Here is an 18,144-nt window from a genome sequence, read left to right as displayed (position 1 = left end):
GCGCTTATTCGGCGACGACAAGGTCGATTTCATTTGCCGACAGCATCTGGCAGATGTCTTCGGGCGGGTTCACATCGGTAAAGAACAGATTGATCTTGTCGGCAGGTTCCAATGTGACCGGCGCGCGCTTTCCCAGCTTTTCGCCATCGGCCACGACAATGCGGACCTGTGCGTTTCGAATGGCGACGCGGGCCAGGTTTGCTTCTTGCAGGTCGTGCAGCATAAAGCCCGGGTCCGCATTGACCGCCCCGACTGAAAGAACGGCGAAACGGACGTTCAAACGTTTGATCAGGTCCTGAGCTTCAATACCAAATGCGCCCCCATCGTGCGACCGCAGCTCGCCACCAGCCAGGAAGACCCGGTTGTTGTTTCTTGAAGCCAATGCCTGAGCAACAAAAACCGAGTTCGTCACGACAAAGAGGTCACTGTGGTTGCAAAGTGCCTGCGCCACATAAGCGGTAGTAGAGCCGATATCGAGGAAAACGGAGTCTCCGTCACTGATGACCTCCGCAACCGCCTTCGCCAGCTTCTCTTTCGCGTCAACCTTCTTGTCCAGGCGGCTTTGCAGCGACGGTTCAAGAATGTCTTCGAGAAGATGAACCCCGCCATGGACCTTGCGCACGATGCCGCGCTCTTCCAGATTGCGGACGTTTCGCCGAATGGTTTCCAGGCTGACCCCAAGTTCATTCGCCAGAACACTTACGCGGCACGAACCGCCCGCGCGAAAAAGGGCGCGCAGGATTTCTTCTTCTCGTTGGTTTGTGGTCGGCAGGTTCATGTTTCGCGCTCTGATGGCATCGTCATAAGGGACGTTAAGCCATACCACAATACCCACATAAAGCAACGTTCTACCAAAGAGAAGCCGTTGAAACTTGCCTCGAGCAGGAATTTATGTGGCTTTACGTGGTTTTTATTGACACAAAACCCCACGATGTGGTCGTCTATACTCAATACCACCGATTCATCAAAAAAAATCACGACAGGGAGAAGGTGTTATGAATTGTAAAATGGGAATTTCCGCGCTGGCCCTCATGGCCGCCGGAGCCGCAACAACTGCTGGGGCTGTTGAGTCCACGGACCCAATCAAACTGACGCTGCACGACTGGTCGGGGCAGTTGATCAATACCAAGATCATGGGTTCGATCCTGGAAGAAGCCGGGTACAACGTTGAATATGTTCAGGCGGATTACATTGCTCAGTTCGCCGGTCTGAAAACGGGTGACCTGCATCTGGCAATGGAAATCTGGGAAACCACCGGGCGCGAAGCGCTGGACGAGGCAACCGGCACCGGCAAGGTTGTCAATGTCGGCGAAACCGGCCTGATGGCGATCGAAGAATGGTGGTATCCCAGCTACATGAAGGAACGGTGCCCGGGATTGCCGAATTGGGAGGCGCTGAAAGACTGCGCCGAGGAATTCGCGACGGCGGAAACTGCTCCGAACGGGCGTTATGTCGGCGGCCCGGTGACCTGGGGTGGCTTCGATGACGAGCGTGTCGAAGCGCTTGAACTGGATTTCGAAGTCGTCCATGCGGGCACCGACGCGGCCCTGTTTGCAGAATTGGAATCCGCTTATCAAAGGCAGGATCCAATTGTTCTGTGGGTCTATGTCCCACATTGGGCGCCGGCGAAATACGAAGGCGAGTTTGTCGAGTTTCCGCCATTTACGCCAGAGTGTTACAGCGACCCTTCGGTTGGTGTGAACCCGAACATGGCCTATGATTGCGGCAAGCCGCGTGGCCCGATCTGGAAAGCAGCCTGGTCTGGCCTGCAAGAAAAATGGCCGGGCGCTTATGACATCATTGAAGCCTACAAAATCAACAATGATGAAATGAGCGCCATGGTTGGCAAGGCCGATCTGGACGGCGTGGAAATCGACAGCGTTGTTGCAGAGTGGATGGAGACCAACAAAGACCGCTGGTCCGGCTGGATCTCGAAGTAATCCACTGGCCAGAGCGGGCCTGCCGCTCTCTCGGACCGCTCTGGCCTTTTTCGCGAACGAACCGGACCACCCTGATGCCCCCCAAGACCAAACTGTCGTGCCGAAACGTCTGGAAGCTTTATGGCCCCAACGCAGATCGGTTGCTGCGGACAACCCCCGAACCTACGGCAGAAGAAATTCGCAAGGCAGGCGTGATCGGCGCAGTGCGCAACGCCAATATCGAGATCTCGGAAGGTGAGATTTTCGTCATCATGGGCCTGTCGGGGTCCGGCAAATCCACTCTGGTACGGTGCTTGTCCCGGTTGATCGAACCAACCGCCGGAGAAGTTCTGTTCGACGATGCTGACCTCTTGCGCGCCAGCGAGAATGAGCTGATCGAAATCCGGCGTCACAAGATGGGCATGGTGTTCCAGCATTTCGCGTTGCTGCCGCATCTGACCGTTTTGCAGAATGTGATGTTTCCGTTGACGATTCAGGCCACACCCAGACCCGAAGCCGAGGCCAAGGCCCGCGAGGTGGTGGAACTGGTCGGTTTGAAGGGGCGCGAGGATTATTACCCGCGTGAGCTGTCCGGCGGCCAGCAACAGCGCGTCGGCATTGCCCGTTCCTTGGTGACCGAGCCTGATCTATGGTTTCTGGACGAGCCGTTCTCGGCCCTCGATCCGCTGATCCGGCGCGAGATGCAGGATGAATTCCTGCGGTTGCAGGAGCGGTTGCACAAGACCATCGTTTTCATCACCCATGATTTCGAAGAGGCCGTTCGCCTGGCCGACCGCATCGCCATCATGAAGGACGGAGAGGTGATCCAGATCGCCACGCCGGAAGAGCTGGTGATGCACCCGGCCACCGACTATGTGGCTGAATTCACGAAACATATTCCCCGTTCAAAGGTCCTGACCGTCGGCGGTGTCATGACCTACGGCGCTGTGGGCGAGGGCGATCCGATCTCTCAATCCACGCGCATCTCGGACGTGGCGGAACGGATTATCGCGGCAGATGCGCCGATCCCCGTCGTGGATGCAGAGGGCCAGCCCGTCGGAGCGATTGACCGCAAGGCCGTTGCGCATGTGCTGTTCGGCGGCGGAGACATGGCATGATCCGCCTGACCCGCAGCCAGATGGCCATTCTGCTGCTTGTTCTGGTCACCATCGTGCTTGGCTATTTCGGTCGTGATTTGAGCAAGGCGCTGGATGCGCGCTGGTTGACCAAGTTCCCTTCGGCCTGGGTGATCCCGTTCAAAACCTACATTTCCTCGGCGATGACATGGCTGATCGAGGATGCCGCCATCGGGCCAGTGTCCTTCACCGATGTCACCCGCGCCATCGCGTGGTTGATCGAGCAGCCCTATAATCTGGTATTGGCCCTGCTGGCCGACGGCTTTGTCAGCGGTCAGGGAAATGACGCGCAGGTCATCCTGCCTGCGATCAGCTGGATCGTGGTCATCACCGCCGTTGTCGCCTTGGGGCAATACTGCCGTGACTGGGGATTGGCCGCTCTGGTCGGGGCCTGCTTCGTCTATCTTGCAGTTTTCGGACAATGGGACAGCGCCATGGTGACGCTGGCCTCGGTCCTGATCGCGGTGCCGATTGGCGCGGGCGGAGGGTTGCTGTTGGGCATTCTCGCCTATCGCCATCCGCTTTTTGAAAAGATCATCTCACCAATCCTGGACCTGATGCAGACGATCCCGATCTTTGCCTATCTGGTGCCGATCCTGTTCATGTTTGGCTTTGGCCCGATCTCTGCCTTGGTCGCGACGATCATCTATGCGACCCCGCCGATGGTGCGGATCACAACGCTGGCGCTGAAAGGTGTGGATCCTGAGATTCTGGATTTCGGACGCATGGCGGGCACGACCCGGCGGCAGTTGATGTGGCGCGTGCTGGTGCCCTCGGCCAGCCACAGCCTGATGGTGGGCGTCAATCAGGTGATCATGCTGACTCTGAACATGGTCATCATCGCCTCGATGATCGGGGCTGGGGGGCTGGGCTTTGACGTCCTCGCCGCGCTGCGCCGTCTGGACATTGGGGCAGGGTTCGAAGCCGGCATCGCCATCGTGGTACTGGCCATCGCCGTCGACCGTCTGAGCCAGGCCTTTGCCGAACGGATGGGGCAGGTGCATCATGAGGTCCCCGGCTCGTGGATCGCACGTCATCGCCGGACGGTTCTGGTTGTGGTTCTGATGCTGCTGACCTGGGTGCTGGGACAGTTCTCGCCTCTGTTGCTGGAATATCCTGAAAATCAGACCATCACCACCGGCGCGTTCTGGGACAACACGGTCGAATACCTGAACGTCAACTATTTCGACACGTTCGAGGCCATCAAGGTTTTCTTCCTGACCTGGTTCATGATCCCGATCAAAACGGTTCTGCTAGGCATCCCGTGGCCATGGGCCATTGCAATGCTGACCCTGTTGGGCTGGCACGCGGGCGGCTGGCGTCTGGCACTGTTGTGCGGAGGAATGGCCTCTCTGATCCTTGTGTCGGGCCTGTGGTCCAAGGCGATGGTGACGGTCTATCTGTGCGGCGCATCTGTCACTCTGGCGACGCTGATCGGGGTGCCTCTGGGTGTTCTGGCGGCACTGAACAAACGCGCTGGGACGGCCATCAACCTGCTGATCGACACGCTACAAACCCTGCCCAGCTTTGTTTACCTGATCCCTGTCGTCATGCTGTTCCGGGTTGGCGATTTCACCGCCCTGATTGCCATCGTTCTATATGCGCTGGCCCCGGCGGTCCGTTATGCCGCCCATGGTGTGCGCTCGGTCAGTGAGGAACTGATCGAGGCGGGTCTGGTTTCGGGCTGCACCCGCAGACAACTGCTGCGCCATATCCGCCTGCCGATGGCGTTGCCTGAAATCCTGCTGGGCGTCAATCAGACGATCATGCTGGCGCTGTCGATGCTGGTGATCACCGCCCTCGTCGGCACCCGCGATCTGGGGCAGGAGGTCTATATCGCCCTGACCAAGGCCGATACCGGCCGTGGTCTGGTGGCCGGCCTGTCGATTGCCTTCATCGCCATCATCGCCGATCGGTTGATCAATGCCAGTGCCCGTCAGGCCCGCATCCGCTTTGGACTGGAGAGTTGATATGAGCCATCCCGACCTGATGACCCGCATCCGCGCTCTGCCGATCTGGCAGGGAGAGATCGAGGCCGCTCCGTTGACCGGTGGCATAACCAATGTGAACTACAAGGTCACGGATGGCAGCGGGTCTTATGTGGTGCGTGTAGGCGACGACATCCCCCTGCATCAGGTGATGCGGTTCAATGAGCTGGCCGCCAGCAAAGCCGCCCATGCGGCGGGTTTGTCGCCAGCGGTTGTACACTCGTCAGGCGATCTGACGGTGCTAGAGTTCATCGAAAGCCGTACACTGACCGAGGAAGATGTCCGCAACCCGGATATGCTGCCGCGCGTGCTGGAATTGGTTAAGGCGTGCCATGCCGAGGTACCGAAGCACCTGCGCGGTCCATCGCTGGTGTTCTGGGTGTTCCACGTCATCCGCGACTATGCCGCGACACTCACTGAACGCGGCAGTGTCCATACAACGCTGATCCCTGACCTGATCGATGCAGGCGCTACGTTGGAACGCGAGGCCGGCCCGTATGACATGGTGTTTGGCCATAACGATCTGCTCTGTGGCAACTTTCTGAACGACGGCAACCGCCTTTGGCTGATCGATTTCGACTATGCCGGGTTCAATTCTCCGCTGTTCGATCTGGGCGGGCTGGCGTCGAACAATGGCCTGTCGCCTGAACAGGAAGACTGGGTGTTGGAGAGCTATTTTGAAGCCCCGGTCGCCGACGATCTGCGCCACCGCTATGCGGCGATGAAATGCGCCTCGCTGCTGCGGGAAACCATGTGGAGCATGGTGTCCGAGATCACCTCGGATATCGACTTTGATTACGCAGCCTACACAGCTGAAAACCTGGCGCGGTTCCGCGCAGCCCTAACCGATTTCAAAAACACCTGAGGACAGACATGACCGACCTTCCGAATACAGCCAAAGCCGTCATTATCGGTGGCGGGATCATCGGCTGCTCGACCGCCTATCACCTGGCCAAGCTGGGCTGGACGGATACGGTGCTGCTGGAGCGCAGGAAACTGACCTCGGGCACCACCTTCCACGCCGCAGGGCTGGTGGGACAGTTGCGTTCGAACGCCAATATCACGCAATTGCTGGGCTATTCCGTCGATCTGTACAACAAGATCGAAGAGGAAACAGGGCTTGGCACTGGCTGGAAGATGAACGGCGGCTTGCGTCTGGCCTGCAACGAAGAGCGCTGGACCGAGGTGAAACGCCAGGCCACTACGGCGCATTCCTTTGGTCTGGACATGCAGCTTCTGACCCCATCCGAGGCGCAGGAGCTGTGGCCCTTGATGGATGTCTCTGACGTGATCGGCGCGGCTTACCTGCCGACAGACGGTCAGGCGAACCCGTCAGATATCACGCAGGCATTGGCCAAGGGCGCCCGCATGGCCGGGGCGAAGATATTCGAAGATACCAAAGTCACCGATATCGAGATCGCAGATGGCAAAATTCGTGCGGTAATCACCGAACACGGTCGGATCGAGTGTGAAAAAGTGATCTGCTGCGCCGGGCAATGGTCCCGCACCTTTGCCAGCCGCTTTGGCGTCAACGTTCCTCTGGTTCCGATGGAGCACCAGTACATGGTGACAGAACCTTTCGACGTGCCCGGCAATCTGCCCACTCTGCGCGATCCCGACCGGCTGACTTACTACAAGGAAGAAGTCGGAGGTCTGGTCATGGGCGGCTATGAGCCGAACCCGATCCCCTGGGCCACCAAGGGTATTCCGCAAGGTTTCCACTATACCCTTCTCGACAGCAACTTCGATCATTTCGAACAGCTGATGGAACTTGCGCTGGGGCGCGTGCCCGCGTTGGAGAACGCTGGCGTCAAGACGCTGACCAACGGGCCGGAAAGCTTCACGCCCGACGGCAATTTCATCATCGGCGAAGCGCCCGAGTTGAGGAATTTTTTCGTCGGTGCAGGCTTCAATGCCTTCGGCATCGCCGCTGGTGGCGGGGCGGGCATGGCGCTGGCTGAATGGGTCCACAAGGGAGAACCCCCCTTTGACCTGTGGTCCGCCGATATCCGCCGCTTTGGCCGCCCGCATTTCGACACCGACTGGGTTCGCACACGTACCGTCGAGGCATATGGCAAACACTACACGATGGGTTGGCCGCATGAGGAACATGACTCGGGCCGCCCCTGCCGAAAATCGCCGCTTTATGATACGCTGAAAAAGCAGGGCGCGTGTTTTGGCGAGAAACTGGGCTGGGAACGCCCCAACTGGTACGCGGACGCGTCAAAGGGCGAGGTGCCCAAGGATGAATACAGCTTTGGCCGCCAGAACTGGTTCGATGCTGTCGGGCGCGAACATAAAGCGGCACGCGAAGCGGCTGTGTTGTTCGATCAGACCTCTTTCGCCAAATTCGCCCTCAAGGGCCCGGATGCTTTGGCGGCGATGAACTGGATCTGTGCCAATGATGTGGACAAGCCGGTTGGTGCGCTTGTCTATACCCAAATGCTGAACGACAAGGGCGGGATCGAGTGTGACCTGACTGTTGGGCGCGTAGCCCATGATGAGTTCTATATTGTCACCGGCACCGGCTATGCCACGCATGACCTCGACTGGATCAACCGCAGCATTCCCGAGGGCATGAATTGCCAGCTGTTCGATATCACCTCATCGAATGCGGTTCTGTCATTGATGGGGCCAAAATCGCGTGAGATTCTGGCGGCGGTGACGCGCGATGACGTCTCGAACAGCGGATTCAAGTTTGGCACGATCCGCACCATCGGGATCGCGGGGTGCCCGGTCAAGGCGCTGCGCGTGACTTATGTGGGTGAGCTGGGCTGGGAACTGCACCTGCCGGTGGAATATGCACAGACCGTGTATGACGCCTTGACGGAGGCAGGGCGCCCGCATGGTTTGATCAATGCGGGCTACAGGGCGATTGAATCGCTGCGTCTTGAAAAAGGCTATCGCGCCTGGGGCTCGGATATCGGGCCGGATCATACGCCGTTCGAAAGCGGCTTGGGCTGGGCCGTGAAACTCCGGAAAAATACTGATTTCAAAGGGCGCGCCGCATCTGAGGCGCAAAAAACCGGCGGCGTAAAGAAGATGCTGGCATGTTTCACGGTTGACCCCGAGGTTGTTCTTCTGGGGCGTGAAACGATCTATCGGAATGGCGAAAGGGTCGGATGGCTGACTTCGGGCGGCTATGGTTACACCGTCGGAAAGTCGATCGGCTACGGTTACATCCGAAACGCCAACGGTGTCGACGCACAATACGTCACATCAGGGACATATGAATTGGATGTCGCCACTCAGAGGGTTCCTTGCGAAGTGACGCTGCAACCGCTTTACGACCCGCAGATGAGCCGGGTGAAGACCTGACCCGAGGGTGCAAGAGCTGATCAACAGACACACGCACAGCGATCGGAACACACGGGGAAAGCATGCAAACAGGGCAAATCCGCCCCGAATGTGCGAAAGTTCGTCGAATCTGACGGGTTTCGATCCATAAGCCATTGATAAAGTTTCAGTATTGTCACACCTCATGCCCATCTGAAAACTGAACTGCAAGACTTCTCATTCAGCTTTCAGGGTAAACAACCTTTCATCCGTCGGAGATTGGATGACTTCAGCCGAAAGGACCGGAAATGGTAACCCCAGATGCGTTGACTGAGCATGCGATGAAGATTGCTGATATTGCCTCGGAATCCGCGATGCATTTTTTTCGGGGGTCTTTGGGCATTGAATTCAAACAGGATGAAAGCCCGGTGACGCAGGCCGACAAGGCAGTTGAGGCAGAAGTACGTACCTACCTGAAACAGCATTTTCCCGGACACGGCATCTTTGGCGAAGAGCACGGGCAAGAAGCAGGCGACGGGCGTCATATGTGGGTGATTGACCCGATTGACGGAACCCGTTCGTTTCTGTCCGGCCATCCTTTGTTCGGGTTCCTTTTGGCGCACCTTGTGGATGGGCGCCCTCGGTTGGGGCTGGTCGGAATGCCGGCCTTGCATGAGACCTATTTGGGTGTGGTTGGTAACGGGGCCAGCCTGAACGGGCGGCCGATAGAGGTGTCGCACACCACGCGTCTGGATCATTCGGTTTTGTATGTGAATGAAGGCGACAAGATTTTTTGCGACCATCCTGACCTGTTCAACCGGTTGATGAATGCAGGGCAGACGCGCCGATTTGCCTATGATTGTTACCCCCATGCCTTGCTTGCTTCGGGCCATGTCGATGCTGTGGTGGATTACGATCTGCAACCTTATGACTATCTGGCGCTTTCACCTCTGATCACGGCTGCTGGCGGAGTGATGACCGATTGGCAGGGGCATGCGTTGACCCTCGATTCAGATGGCGCGGTCGTTTCCGCCGCAACCCCTGAACTGCATGCTGAACTGCTTGACCTCATCAATGCTGAGAAATGAAAGTGTTGCGCAACCTTGGAAAACTAGCTTCCGCGATCAGATTTGAACAAATACAAAAAGACAAAAAGTGATCCTATTGACGTTGTGACGATTCCGACGGGCAACTCCTGCGGGGCCAGAAGAAGGCGTGACAAGATATCGGACAATGTCAGCAGAATCGCGCCCACGATCGCCGAGACGATCAGCAGGTTTCGGTGCAGAGTACCGGCGATGCCGCGTGCAATATGAGGCACCATCAGCCCGACAAAGCCGATGACACCGGCAACTGAAACGAAACTGGCCGTCGCCAAAGCGGCAACGAAAAACATGCTGAACCGCAGACCTTGAACGGGAATACCCAGTGACGAGGCTGTGAAATCCCCGGTCAGCAGCGCGTCAAGCCACCGACTGCGATAAAGTGAATAGCTCAGGATCAGGCCCAGTCCGATCAGGACAAGCGGGAATGTTTCCCATCTTGCCAGTCCCAGGCCGCCAAGCATCCAGAATATCACCGAATGAGCCGCGCGATTGTCGCCAGAGAAAATAAGGTAGTTGGTGATTGCGGAAAACAGAAAGGACACCGCCAGACCAGCCAGGATCAGTTTTTCGGGTGCGCTCGTACGCAAGCCCTGAACCAGCGCCAGAACAATGCCGGACGCGATCAGGCCACCGCAAAATGCTGCCAGCGGCAACGTCCAGATTCCCAGAACATCCCCTGTGACGGTGATCACCAGAACGGCGCCGGCAGCAGCACCCGAGGACAGACCGAACAGAAACGGATCTGCCAGATCGTTTCGCGTCGTTGTTTGCAGAACGACACCAACGACGCCCAGACCCGCACCAATCACGGCGGCAAACAGGGCGCGGGGCAGGCGAAGGTCGAAGACGATCCGGTGCAAGGGCGACATGTCTCCTTCCACCATACCGGTTCCGAGGCCGATGGCCGAAAAGACTTCGCGCACGGGGATTGGGGTGGTCCCATAGACGATCGACAACAGCAAAAGGGCGGTCAGAACAACCGCCCCCAGCACTATCAAACGGCCCAATTGGACCATATCAGTTGGTCTCCGGGTGCATCGCCTGTGCCATCTTCTCGATCGCCTCGATATTTGCCGGGCCGGGAGTCAGCTCTTCGTAACGCAGGCCAATCCAGCGCTCGTTCTTTACCGCGTCCGTTTGTGACATCACCGGGTGATCCTTGAGGAACTGGAAAGTGTCCTCTGCGCCGTTGCCGGACTGATAGTCGAGCAGCACCAGAAATTCCGGGTTAGCCGCTGCCACAGCTTCCCACGACGTGCGGCCCCAGCTGGTATCCAGATCATGAGTTACGTTCTCACCGCCAGCGGCTGCGATCATCGCATCGGGAATGGCGAACTTGCCGGCGGTAAACGGAGCATCGGCCGGTCCGTCCAACAGGAATACCCGCGGCTTTTCCAGATCGGCTGTTTTTGCTTGAATGGCGGACAACTTGTCCTTCCAGCCGGCAACCAGCGCCTCGGCCTTGTCTTCGACCTGCATGACCTTGCCCAGGCGCAGAACGTCATCAAACAACAGGTTCATGCTGGCTTCGGGGCGATCCTCGTCCAGATGCACGCAGCTTTCGGTCAGGATCATGGTCTTGATACCAAAGGGTTCCAGCGTGTCGGGCGTGACATCTCCGCCGGGTTTCATGCCATAGTACCAACCGGCAAAAAACAGATCAGGTTCGACGGCCACAAGGTTTTCAATCGTCGGGTATTTGGGGGCAAGCTCTGGGATGTCGCCGCGCTGAGCATCAAAGTCAGGGCTGGTTTTGTACCAGCCCGAAATCCCGGTAAGTCCCACGATCTCGTCCTGAAGGCCGAGTGCAAAGGCCATATCCGCCATGTTCATATCATGCACGACCAGACGTTCCGGCGCCGAGTCAAAAACCAGCGGTTCGCCGCAATTGTCCACGGTGACGGCTTCCGCTGCCACGCCACCTGCCAAGCCAGCGAAGACAACCACCGGCCAGAGTTTCTGCATCATATGTAAGCTCCTGTTATTATGACAGTTTCCGTTTTCGGATGTCCAGTGCGGGGATCATGCGGCCTTCGTGCTGAAAGCACAGATAATCCACGCCGAATGTCTCACTTACCCGGTCTGGGGTCAGAACTTCGCCAACAGGCCCGAACCCCGTCAGGCGCGTGGCTTTCATCAACGCCACATGGGTGGCGAATTCCGGGATCATGACCAGATCATGGACGATCATGACGACCGTTACCCCCAGATCAGCGACCAGAGACAGCATGTGCCCCTTGGCATCGGGGTCCAGATGGTTGGTTGGCTCGTCCAGAAACAGCAAGGACGGGTTCTGGGCCAGCGCGCGCGCGATGTGCGCGCGCTGACGTTCTCCGCCGGACAGTTGACCCATCGTTTTGTTGGCAAAATGCAACAGCTCGGTCGTCGTCAGCACCCGTTCAAGATCAGCCCTGTGCTGAGTCACCGAATGTTCGCCCTGAATCGGGATTTGCCCCAGCGCAACGTAGTCTTGCAGGCGCATCCGCCCGTCGGGCATTTCCTGCTGCCCGACCACAGCAATGGAGCGGGCACGTTGGCGGGCGGACAGGGTCCGAAGGCTTTGTCCTTCTATCCAAACATCGCCCAACGCAATCCGTTCAATCCCGCACAGCAGTTTCAGCAGAGTGGTTTTGCCGGCGCCGTTCGGCCCGGCGATTGCCAGAATTGATCCTTCTTCCAGACGAAAGGACACATCCTGCAACAGGATGTCGCCATTGAGCGCGTAGTATTCCAAATTCTCTGCAATCAGAAAACTCATGATGACCCCCCGAAAGGTAAAGCGGGAATTCGCGATAAGGTCTTTGCGAAAAGGGCAGGGGGGCGGTCCGAGGCACTGGTCCAGCCGTCGTCGCTGTCGCCGAACTGGATCGCAAATTCGACCAAGGCAGACAGATCGCGGGATGTCGTGATATCGCCAAACAGGTACTGCGCTTTGCCCGGGGCCTGAAATCCGACGGTCATGGCCCGTTCACAACCTGCCATGCAGGCCACCATTCGGGTTTCAAAACCGTCAGGCAACCGGGCATCCAGCGCGTCTTGTGCGGCTTCGGCAGACATCGTCCCCTGACATGTTGAACAGATCAGAACGTAGTGATCAGAATAGCAGGTCATTGCCTTCTCCGTCGTTTGCCAGATGCAGACAGAGGGCACATACCCGGATATTACGCAAACGCGCCATCAAGCCTCCTTCCGAGACGCCCCGCCTCGGGTTGGTTCATAGTGTGATGGCAGGTCTCCTGACTTGCGGGTCGTTGCTTGGCCGACCTTCCCAACCCTTTTGGGTCAGTGGTGAAGTGGCGTCGCTCACCGCTTACAGTTGCGGGGGCAGTCACGGACTTGGCACATTCCAGCGCCGCACCGTGTTCCCATTTTCATCTCTTACGGAACCATCCCGCTCAGCTAGTCCGGCTACGCCTGACTTGTCAAGCGGCAGGCGAAAGGGTGGTGGACGGAATTGCAACGGTTGAGCCAGCGATCCTGCTGCGCCAGCCCGGACCGAACGGTGTCAATAGTCTGATACAAGAAGAAAATCCGGTTCGGTATCTTCCTCAACCTTTGAAAACCGTGGGATTGGCTTTTCAAACACATTGTCCGTTCGGTCGTCATTCACGGTCGATACCTCGCCAATAAGGCAATCACCGCGCTCGGCCCAGAAAGCGTGCCAGATGCCGGGCATCAGAGTTACGCTTTGCCCCGGCTTCAGCCGCAAGTGCTCTTCGGGTTGCAAGGTTACAGGGCAGGCATCGCTTGGGACCGTCACCGGGTTGTCGCGGTCGACGCCACCGTTTGGATCCGACGCATGGATTTCCAGAACGAGATCGCCGCCGCCCCGGTTGATGATGTCTTCTGCCTTGATGATATGCCGGTGCATCGGAGAAAGCTGATTTTCTCTCGAGATCAACAGTTTTTCCGCATAGAGCATCCCGCGCCCGGATTTCAGATCCTTCGCCTCACCATTGCGCAAAGTGAATAGAAACAGTCCAAGTTCATCAAAACGGCCCTGGGCGTAATCGGTAATGTCCCATCCCAGCCCGCGGCTGCGGATCGTTTCGGCCAGAGGGCTGCGCATTTTCTCGGGCGACCAATCCGCAAAGGGTGGCAACACGGCACCGAAGGACTGAATGAACGCCTGTGCCCGGGTCCTGATACGGTTGATTTCGGATCGTTTCATCATGCCGTCCCACAGATCAAAGTTCGTGCGCCCAGGGGGGTTCTGCCCCGGCTCGGGAAACGGTCACGGCCGCCACGTCAGCGCCCAGTTCCATGGCTGCTTGCAGGCTTTCAACCGTCAATCCGCGCAGACCTGACTTGGTCAGATGCCCTGCGCGGCTGAGCTCGGTCAGAACGCCGGCGTTGAACGTGTCACCTGCGCCGATCGTATCGACCACTTCAACGGGCTTCACGGGAACCGAGACTTCGGAACCATCCGCCAGGTAACCGTGCGCCCCGTCGCTGCCACGCGTGACGATGACAATGGAAGGACCCGCCTGCAACAGCACAGACGCTTTCGCGGCTTCGGATTCAGCGCCCGGAATAATCCAATCCAGGTCCTCGTCTGAAACCTTTACGATATCCGCACGCGAGATCATGCGGTTCAAACGCGTCCGAAACCGGGTTTGATCCTTGATGAAATCCGGGCGAATATTCGGGTCCAGCATCACCGCACGGTCGGAACCGTGGCGGTGCAGAAGGGCGGCATATGCATCTGCGCAAGGTTCACACGCAAGGCTGATTCCGCCGAGATACAGGGCAGAGACAGCGGGAAGCTGATCGGGCATGTCCTCGGGCAGCAACATCCGGCCTGCGGTGTTTTCATCAACAAAGCTGTAAGACGCGTGTCCATCCGAGAGCTGCACAAAGGCAAGCGTGGTAGGGCGGTCCGAGATGATGACATGTGTCGTGTCCACATGGCTCGCTTTCAGCGCATCGATCAGTTGCTGGCCGAACATGTCCGATGACAAACCTGTCAGCATCCCAACCGGAACACCCAGACGTCCCATCGCGACGGCAGTGTTCAGAACTGCACCACCAGTATGTGGTACAAAACCAATTGCGCCCGACGCGGTCGGTTCTGAAATCATATCTATCAGCGCTTCACCACAGCACAGGATCATGTCTTGGTCCTTCTTGGTACAGAGAATTCGGTCAGTCTGGTTGCTGTCTCAGCGCGTTCTTGCAGAAGTTGTTTGCGCCGATGATCCCGAACTCTGCCTGTTCAGACACGTAAAGGTTCAGGGAGCGGCGCAAGTCGCTGAAGCGGCCGCCGCCGTTGAACGCATCCTTGAAGTTGTCGCTGAATAGCCAGCGGTTTTTCTCGGCAACGCCGCCGACGAGGAAAACGCCTCCCTCTGGCATCAAGGTGACCGCCAGATCACCCATCAAAGCACCCAGATGGGTGGTAAAAATCTGCGCTGCTTTTTCGGCGACCAGATCGGTGCCGTTGCGGGCATCGTTCAGAATGTCCTTTGCAGAGCGCGCCTGAGTCCGCGCCTGACCGGCTGCCAATTCAACCGCCTGATACAGGATCGGCAGGCCGGTTCCGCTCAGGAACATTTCTGCTTCAAGCGCCAGGCTGTCGCCAAAGAAACAGCCCGGTGCGATGCGACGTGCCGCCTCAAAGATATCAACTTCGTCGCGATGGCGCGGGTACAGGCCGACGTGCCCGCCTTCGCCGGAGACCGTGTGATACCTGCCTTCGGAAAAAAGCAAAGCACCAACACCAAGCCCGGTTCCGGGCCCTACAACCAGCCGTGTGCCAGCGGGCGGCGTCGCCTGACCCTGCAAGACCGCAACATCCGACCGGGTCACCTCGGCCACTGACCACGCCGCAGCGGTGAAATCATTTATGACAAAAGTGCGCTCTGCTCCTGTTGCTTTCGTCAGCTCGGTTTCCGAAAGATCCAGGTTCGCGTTGGTCAACTGAATCGTTCCGTCCCTGACCGGCCCGGCTCCGGCTGCTACGACGGCCTGTGGGTTGGTTCCGATCTCGTCCCTGAGGTCATGGAACGCCTCGAGCAGATCTTCCAATGTCCCCGTCGGGTGTTTCCGAAGATCTGCCAATTCTCCGTTCGTAACAACGCCCAGACGTGTGTTCGTACCGCCGATATCCGCAACCAGGTTCCAATGCTCATGCACGGCACCGAATGGTTGCGCTAACGGCTGAGAGACACTCTGACCCCCGGACAGGGCGGATTTCAGCGCCATGAAAGACGCTTTGGGCGTTCTCGCAAGTGTTTCGAAATCCACGTCCACCAGTCCAAACCTCTTCTCGTACCCGAAGGCCCATTCATAATTGTCCAGCAGCGACCAGACAAAATAGCCATCCACCGGAACACCTTGTGCCAAAGCGTCCAGTACGGCCGCAAGGTGCTTGTCGAGATAATCGATACGATCATCGTCCTGCACGCGCTCCTCACTCGCCATACCGTTTTCGGTGATATAGATTGGCAGGGCGCCCGTATAGTCTTTCCTTGCTCTGACAAGAAAGCGGGTTAGGGCAGAGGGATCGATTTCCCATCCCATCTGCGTTTTGGGTAACGGTCCGGTAACCTCTTGCAGGCTGGGCCAAGCGGTGTCCGCCGGGGCTATCAACTTTCGGGTATAGTAGTTCAACCCGCACCAATCGACTTGTGTGCCGATGGTTTCAAAGTCGTTCTGCCAGCCCTTGGGCAAGTGCGACTCCAACCCCTCCAGGGCTATTTGGGGATATTCCTTGTTGAAAACACCGCCAAGGAAGAACCGGTTGTAGATCGCATCGTAGCGATCTGCCGCAAGCCGCGCATCTGCGCTGTCATCCGCGGGCTCGGACCATTCGAGGTTGAACACGGCACCCAGATTGCTCATCCCAAGACTGCGCATGGTCTGAATGGCCCGCCCGTGGGCCAACAAAACGTGATGCATCGCCCGGGCCGCGGCGCGGATATCGCGCAGACCGGGCGCATGGTGGCCTTCAAAATGGCTCAGCCAACTGACGCACCAGGGTTCGTTGATCGGCGCGGCACTGAACATCCGGTCTCCGATCCGACCCATGATGACCTGTGTATAATCCGCGAACCAATCCGCGATGTCGCGATTGCACCATCCCCCCTGATCCGCAAGCGCTGACGGCAATTCCCAATGATAAAGCGTCACACAGGGGCGGATACCGCGCTCCAGCAGGGCGTCCGCCAATCGGTCATAATAATCCAACCCTGCCTGATTGACCTGACCACGCCCGTCGGGCAGTACGCGTGCCCAGCTGGTTGAAAAACGATAACAGTCAAACCCGGCCTCGCGCACCAGATCGAAATCCTGCTCGAACCGGTTCAGGTGATCGCATGCGACGTCTCCGTTTTCCCCGCGCACCACGTTGCCTGGCGACGCCGCAAAGGTATCCCAATGAGTTCGCCCCGCCCCGCCCTGTGCGTGGCCTTCAATCTGGTACGCAGAAGTGGCAACACCAAAGAGAAAATCTTTGGGAAAGTCAGCGCGTGCGTATTTCATGGTTGCACCCTGTTGGGTGCAGGGCCGGTTGACCTACCAACGACCAGCTCGGCCTCCAGCAGCCTGGTTTTGACGGGATCATTCGGGGATTTGATGCGCTGGATCAACATGTCAGCCGCCATTTCACCCGCCTGACGGACGGATGAGCGTGTTGCCGTGAAAATCGGAACATCCTGCCCGTTCTTCAAATAGGACAGGTCGTCGTCATGGGCGATCACTGACACATCCCTACCCATCTCAAGCCCGTTTTCGGACAGCGCACGCCGTACGCCGATGGCAGAGATCATCGATGAACACAAAATAGCGGTCGGAGGGGAATCGAGGCGCAACATGTTCTGCGTTTCGTGATGGCCGTAAACCTCTGTCATTTCAGCGCTGCGCATCAGATTTGCATCGGGCGCAAGCCCGGCCTGACCAAGCGCCTCAAGATATCCGTCGCGGCGGCGTTGGGCAAAATCCATATCTTCCAGACCGTTGATCAGAGCGATACGGCGATGGCCAAGGTCAATCAGAAAGCGCGTGGCGCGCATGAACGAACTTTTGTTGTTCACGTCGATCCAGTCATACTGAGCGTCGACGCCGGTCGAGCGTCCGTGCACGATGAATGGGACGCCCATGCGGGTCAGGACTTCGATCCGTGGTTCGTTTACTTTGGGGCCTTGCAGCACGACTCCGTCCACCGCGCCGCGTTTAAAAAGACTCCGATACGCTTCTTCAATCGAAGTGTCGTCGGCATTGGTGAACATCATGTCATAGCCATGTTCAGCGTATTTCTTTGCGGCGCCGGCGACGAAATCTCCGAAGATCGGGTTGACCATTTCATGCCGGGACGAGCTGGGAATGACGTGGCCGATCACCATCGATCGTCCGGTCGCAAGCCCTTTGGCGCGACTGTTCGGCCGGTACCCGTGTTTGCGTGCCGCGGCTAGAACGCGCGCACGTGTGTCCTCGCTCACTTCGGGGTACCCGTTCAGCGCCCGGCTGACCGTAGTTTGCGAAAGGCCCAGAACTTCCGAGAGCTGCTTCAGGTTCATTTTACGATTCAAAGCGCCTTAAATTGAGTGGCTCTTTTTTGTTTTGTGAGCAAATATGGCATCCGTCAACTTGTTTTGTGTTAAAAGCAAAAAATATAAATTATTTTGGCGCTGGGAAGCAAAATATTGACAGGGTGCCGATGTTAGCGGATAACACACGTCATCCAAAGCGCTTTGAAAGCGAGTCTTTGAGTACATGAAAG

At 57.7% G+C, this 18,144-nt stretch carries 15 protein-coding genes, 1 pseudogene and 1 riboswitch; of the genes and pseudogenes, 6 read left to right on the top strand and 10 right to left on the bottom strand.

The features are described from left to right. Positions 1 to 4 precede the first annotated feature (4 nt). The gene (locus GS611_RS12720; protein WP_171636170.1) at positions 5 to 778 is read right to left on the bottom strand and encodes a DeoR/GlpR family DNA-binding transcription regulator; all 774 of its coding nucleotides are present in this window, start codon (positions 776 to 778) and stop codon (positions 5 to 7) included. A gap of 217 nt (positions 779 to 995) precedes the next feature. On the opposite strand from GS611_RS12720, the gene GS611_RS12715 reads away from it, so the two are divergent. The 6 genes from GS611_RS12715 to GS611_RS12690 all read left to right on the top strand — a co-directional run bounded on the left by GS611_RS12715 (position 996) and on the right by GS611_RS12690 (position 9,407). Continuing rightward, positions 996 to 1,940: an ABC transporter substrate-binding protein gene (locus tag GS611_RS12715; RefSeq protein ID WP_171636168.1), complete on the top strand. Its 945-nt coding sequence runs from the start codon at positions 996 to 998 to the stop codon at positions 1,938 to 1,940. Positions 1,941 to 2,014: 74 nt separating this feature from the next. Continuing rightward, on the top strand, positions 2,015 to 3,037 hold the full coding sequence (locus GS611_RS12710; RefSeq protein ID WP_171636166.1) for a glycine betaine/L-proline ABC transporter ATP-binding protein: 1,023 nt from the start codon (positions 2,015 to 2,017) through the stop codon (positions 3,035 to 3,037). Beyond that, the gene (locus tag GS611_RS12705) at positions 3,034 to 5,025 is read left to right on the top strand and encodes a proline/glycine betaine ABC transporter permease (RefSeq protein ID WP_171636165.1); all 1,992 of its coding nucleotides are present in this window, start codon (positions 3,034 to 3,036) and stop codon (positions 5,023 to 5,025) included. The genes GS611_RS12710 and GS611_RS12705 overlap by 4 nt, the downstream gene beginning before the upstream one ends. Before the next feature lies 1 nt (position 5,026). After that, positions 5,027 to 5,908 carry a phosphotransferase gene (locus tag GS611_RS12700; protein WP_216598272.1) on the top strand — a complete coding sequence of 294 codons (882 nt, stop codon included), beginning with the start codon at positions 5,027 to 5,029 and terminating at the stop codon, positions 5,906 to 5,908. An 8-nt stretch (positions 5,909 to 5,916) separates the two neighbouring features. After that, on the top strand, positions 5,917 to 8,361 hold the full coding sequence (locus GS611_RS12695) for an FAD-dependent oxidoreductase (RefSeq protein WP_171636163.1): 2,445 nt from the start codon (positions 5,917 to 5,919) through the stop codon (positions 8,359 to 8,361). Positions 8,362 to 8,627: 266 nt separating this feature from the next. Next, a complete protein-coding gene (locus GS611_RS12690; protein WP_171636161.1) occupies positions 8,628 to 9,407 on the top strand; it encodes an inositol monophosphatase family protein in 780 nt (259 codons plus the stop codon). A gap of 23 nt (positions 9,408 to 9,430) precedes the next feature. On the opposite strand, the gene GS611_RS12685 is transcribed toward GS611_RS12690, so the two are convergent. The 9 genes and pseudogenes from GS611_RS12685 to GS611_RS12650 all read right to left on the bottom strand — a co-directional run bounded on the left by GS611_RS12685 (position 9,431) and on the right by GS611_RS12650 (position 17,941). Beyond that, complete coding sequence (locus GS611_RS12685) at positions 9,431 to 10,441, bottom strand: iron ABC transporter permease (protein WP_171636159.1); 1,011 nt, start codon at positions 10,439 to 10,441, stop codon at positions 9,431 to 9,433. A 1-nt stretch (position 10,442) separates the two neighbouring features. After that, positions 10,443 to 11,393 (bottom strand): ABC transporter substrate-binding protein, encoded by a 951-nt coding sequence (locus GS611_RS12680; protein WP_245223510.1) that lies wholly within the window; start codon positions 11,391 to 11,393, stop codon positions 10,443 to 10,445. Positions 11,394 to 11,409: 16 nt separating this feature from the next. After that, positions 11,410 to 12,183, bottom strand: coding sequence for an ABC transporter ATP-binding protein (locus tag GS611_RS12675; RefSeq protein ID WP_171636157.1), 774 nt, complete (start codon positions 12,181 to 12,183; stop codon positions 11,410 to 11,412). Continuing rightward, positions 12,180 to 12,536, bottom strand: coding sequence for a DUF1636 domain-containing protein (locus GS611_RS12670; protein WP_171636155.1), 357 nt, complete (start codon positions 12,534 to 12,536; stop codon positions 12,180 to 12,182). The genes GS611_RS12675 and GS611_RS12670 overlap by 4 nt, the downstream gene beginning before the upstream one ends. A gap of 97 nt (positions 12,537 to 12,633) precedes the next feature. Continuing rightward, positions 12,634 to 12,831: riboswitch (cobalamin riboswitch) on the bottom strand. 99 nt (positions 12,832 to 12,930) lie between these two features. After that, a complete protein-coding gene (locus tag GS611_RS12665) occupies positions 12,931 to 13,596 on the bottom strand; it encodes a D-lyxose/D-mannose family sugar isomerase (protein ID WP_171636152.1) in 666 nt (221 codons plus the stop codon). Between the two features lie 16 nt (positions 13,597 to 13,612). Next, positions 13,613 to 14,539: a carbohydrate kinase gene (locus tag GS611_RS12660; protein WP_171636150.1), complete on the bottom strand. Its 927-nt coding sequence runs from the start codon at positions 14,537 to 14,539 to the stop codon at positions 13,613 to 13,615. Positions 14,540 to 14,570: 31 nt separating this feature from the next. Next, positions 14,571 to 15,629: an ROK family protein gene (locus GS611_RS21170; protein ID WP_245218070.1), complete on the bottom strand. Its 1,059-nt coding sequence runs from the start codon at positions 15,627 to 15,629 to the stop codon at positions 14,571 to 14,573. Beyond that, positions 15,606 to 16,907: pseudogene (locus GS611_RS21165) on the bottom strand (GH1 family beta-glucosidase); the annotation flags it as partial. The gene GS611_RS21170 and the pseudogene GS611_RS21165, both read right to left, overlap by 24 nt. After that, positions 16,904 to 17,941: a LacI family DNA-binding transcriptional regulator gene (locus GS611_RS12650; RefSeq protein WP_171636146.1), complete on the bottom strand. Its 1,038-nt coding sequence runs from the start codon at positions 17,939 to 17,941 to the stop codon at positions 16,904 to 16,906. The gene GS611_RS12650 and the pseudogene GS611_RS21165, both read right to left, overlap by 4 nt. Positions 17,942 to 18,144: the final 203 nt, after the last annotated feature.

The organism is Ruegeria sp. HKCCD6119, assembly GCF_013110585.1.
GTDB lineage: Bacteria > Pseudomonadota > Alphaproteobacteria > Rhodobacterales > Rhodobacteraceae > Ruegeria.
Note: the sequence above shows the minus strand (reverse complement) of the source record. Positions and strands in the feature narration are given on the sequence as shown.

Coding starts and splice junctions, on each gene's coding strand:
- GS611_RS12720 (WP_171636170.1), bottom strand. CDS start 778: ATGAACCTGCCGACCACAAACCAACGAGAAGAAGAAATCCTGCGCGCC.
- GS611_RS12715 (WP_171636168.1), top strand. CDS start 996: ATGAATTGTAAAATGGGAATTTCCGCGCTGGCCCTCATGGCCGCCGGA.
- GS611_RS12710 (WP_171636166.1), top strand. CDS start 2,015: ATGCCCCCCAAGACCAAACTGTCGTGCCGAAACGTCTGGAAGCTTTAT.
- GS611_RS12705 (WP_171636165.1), top strand. CDS start 3,034: ATGATCCGCCTGACCCGCAGCCAGATGGCCATTCTGCTGCTTGTTCTG.
- GS611_RS12700 (WP_216598272.1), top strand. CDS start 5,027: ATGAGCCATCCCGACCTGATGACCCGCATCCGCGCTCTGCCGATCTGG.
- GS611_RS12695 (WP_171636163.1), top strand. CDS start 5,917: ATGACCGACCTTCCGAATACAGCCAAAGCCGTCATTATCGGTGGCGGG.
- GS611_RS12690 (WP_171636161.1), top strand. CDS start 8,628: ATGGTAACCCCAGATGCGTTGACTGAGCATGCGATGAAGATTGCTGAT.
- GS611_RS12685 (WP_171636159.1), bottom strand. CDS start 10,441: ATGGTCCAATTGGGCCGTTTGATAGTGCTGGGGGCGGTTGTTCTGACC.
- GS611_RS12680 (WP_245223510.1), bottom strand. CDS start 11,393: ATGATGCAGAAACTCTGGCCGGTGGTTGTCTTCGCTGGCTTGGCAGGT.
- GS611_RS12675 (WP_171636157.1), bottom strand. CDS start 12,183: ATGAGTTTTCTGATTGCAGAGAATTTGGAATACTACGCGCTCAATGGC.
- GS611_RS12670 (WP_171636155.1), bottom strand. CDS start 12,536: ATGACCTGCTATTCTGATCACTACGTTCTGATCTGTTCAACATGTCAG.
- GS611_RS12665 (WP_171636152.1), bottom strand. CDS start 13,596: ATGAAACGATCCGAAATCAACCGTATCAGGACCCGGGCACAGGCGTTC.
- GS611_RS12660 (WP_171636150.1), bottom strand. CDS start 14,539: ATGATCCTGTGCTGTGGTGAAGCGCTGATAGATATGATTTCAGAACCG.
- GS611_RS21170 (WP_245218070.1), bottom strand. CDS start 15,629: ATGGCGCTGAAATCCGCCCTGTCCGGGGGTCAGAGTGTCTCTCAGCCG.
- GS611_RS12650 (WP_171636146.1), bottom strand. CDS start 17,941: ATGAACCTGAAGCAGCTCTCGGAAGTTCTGGGCCTTTCGCAAACTACG.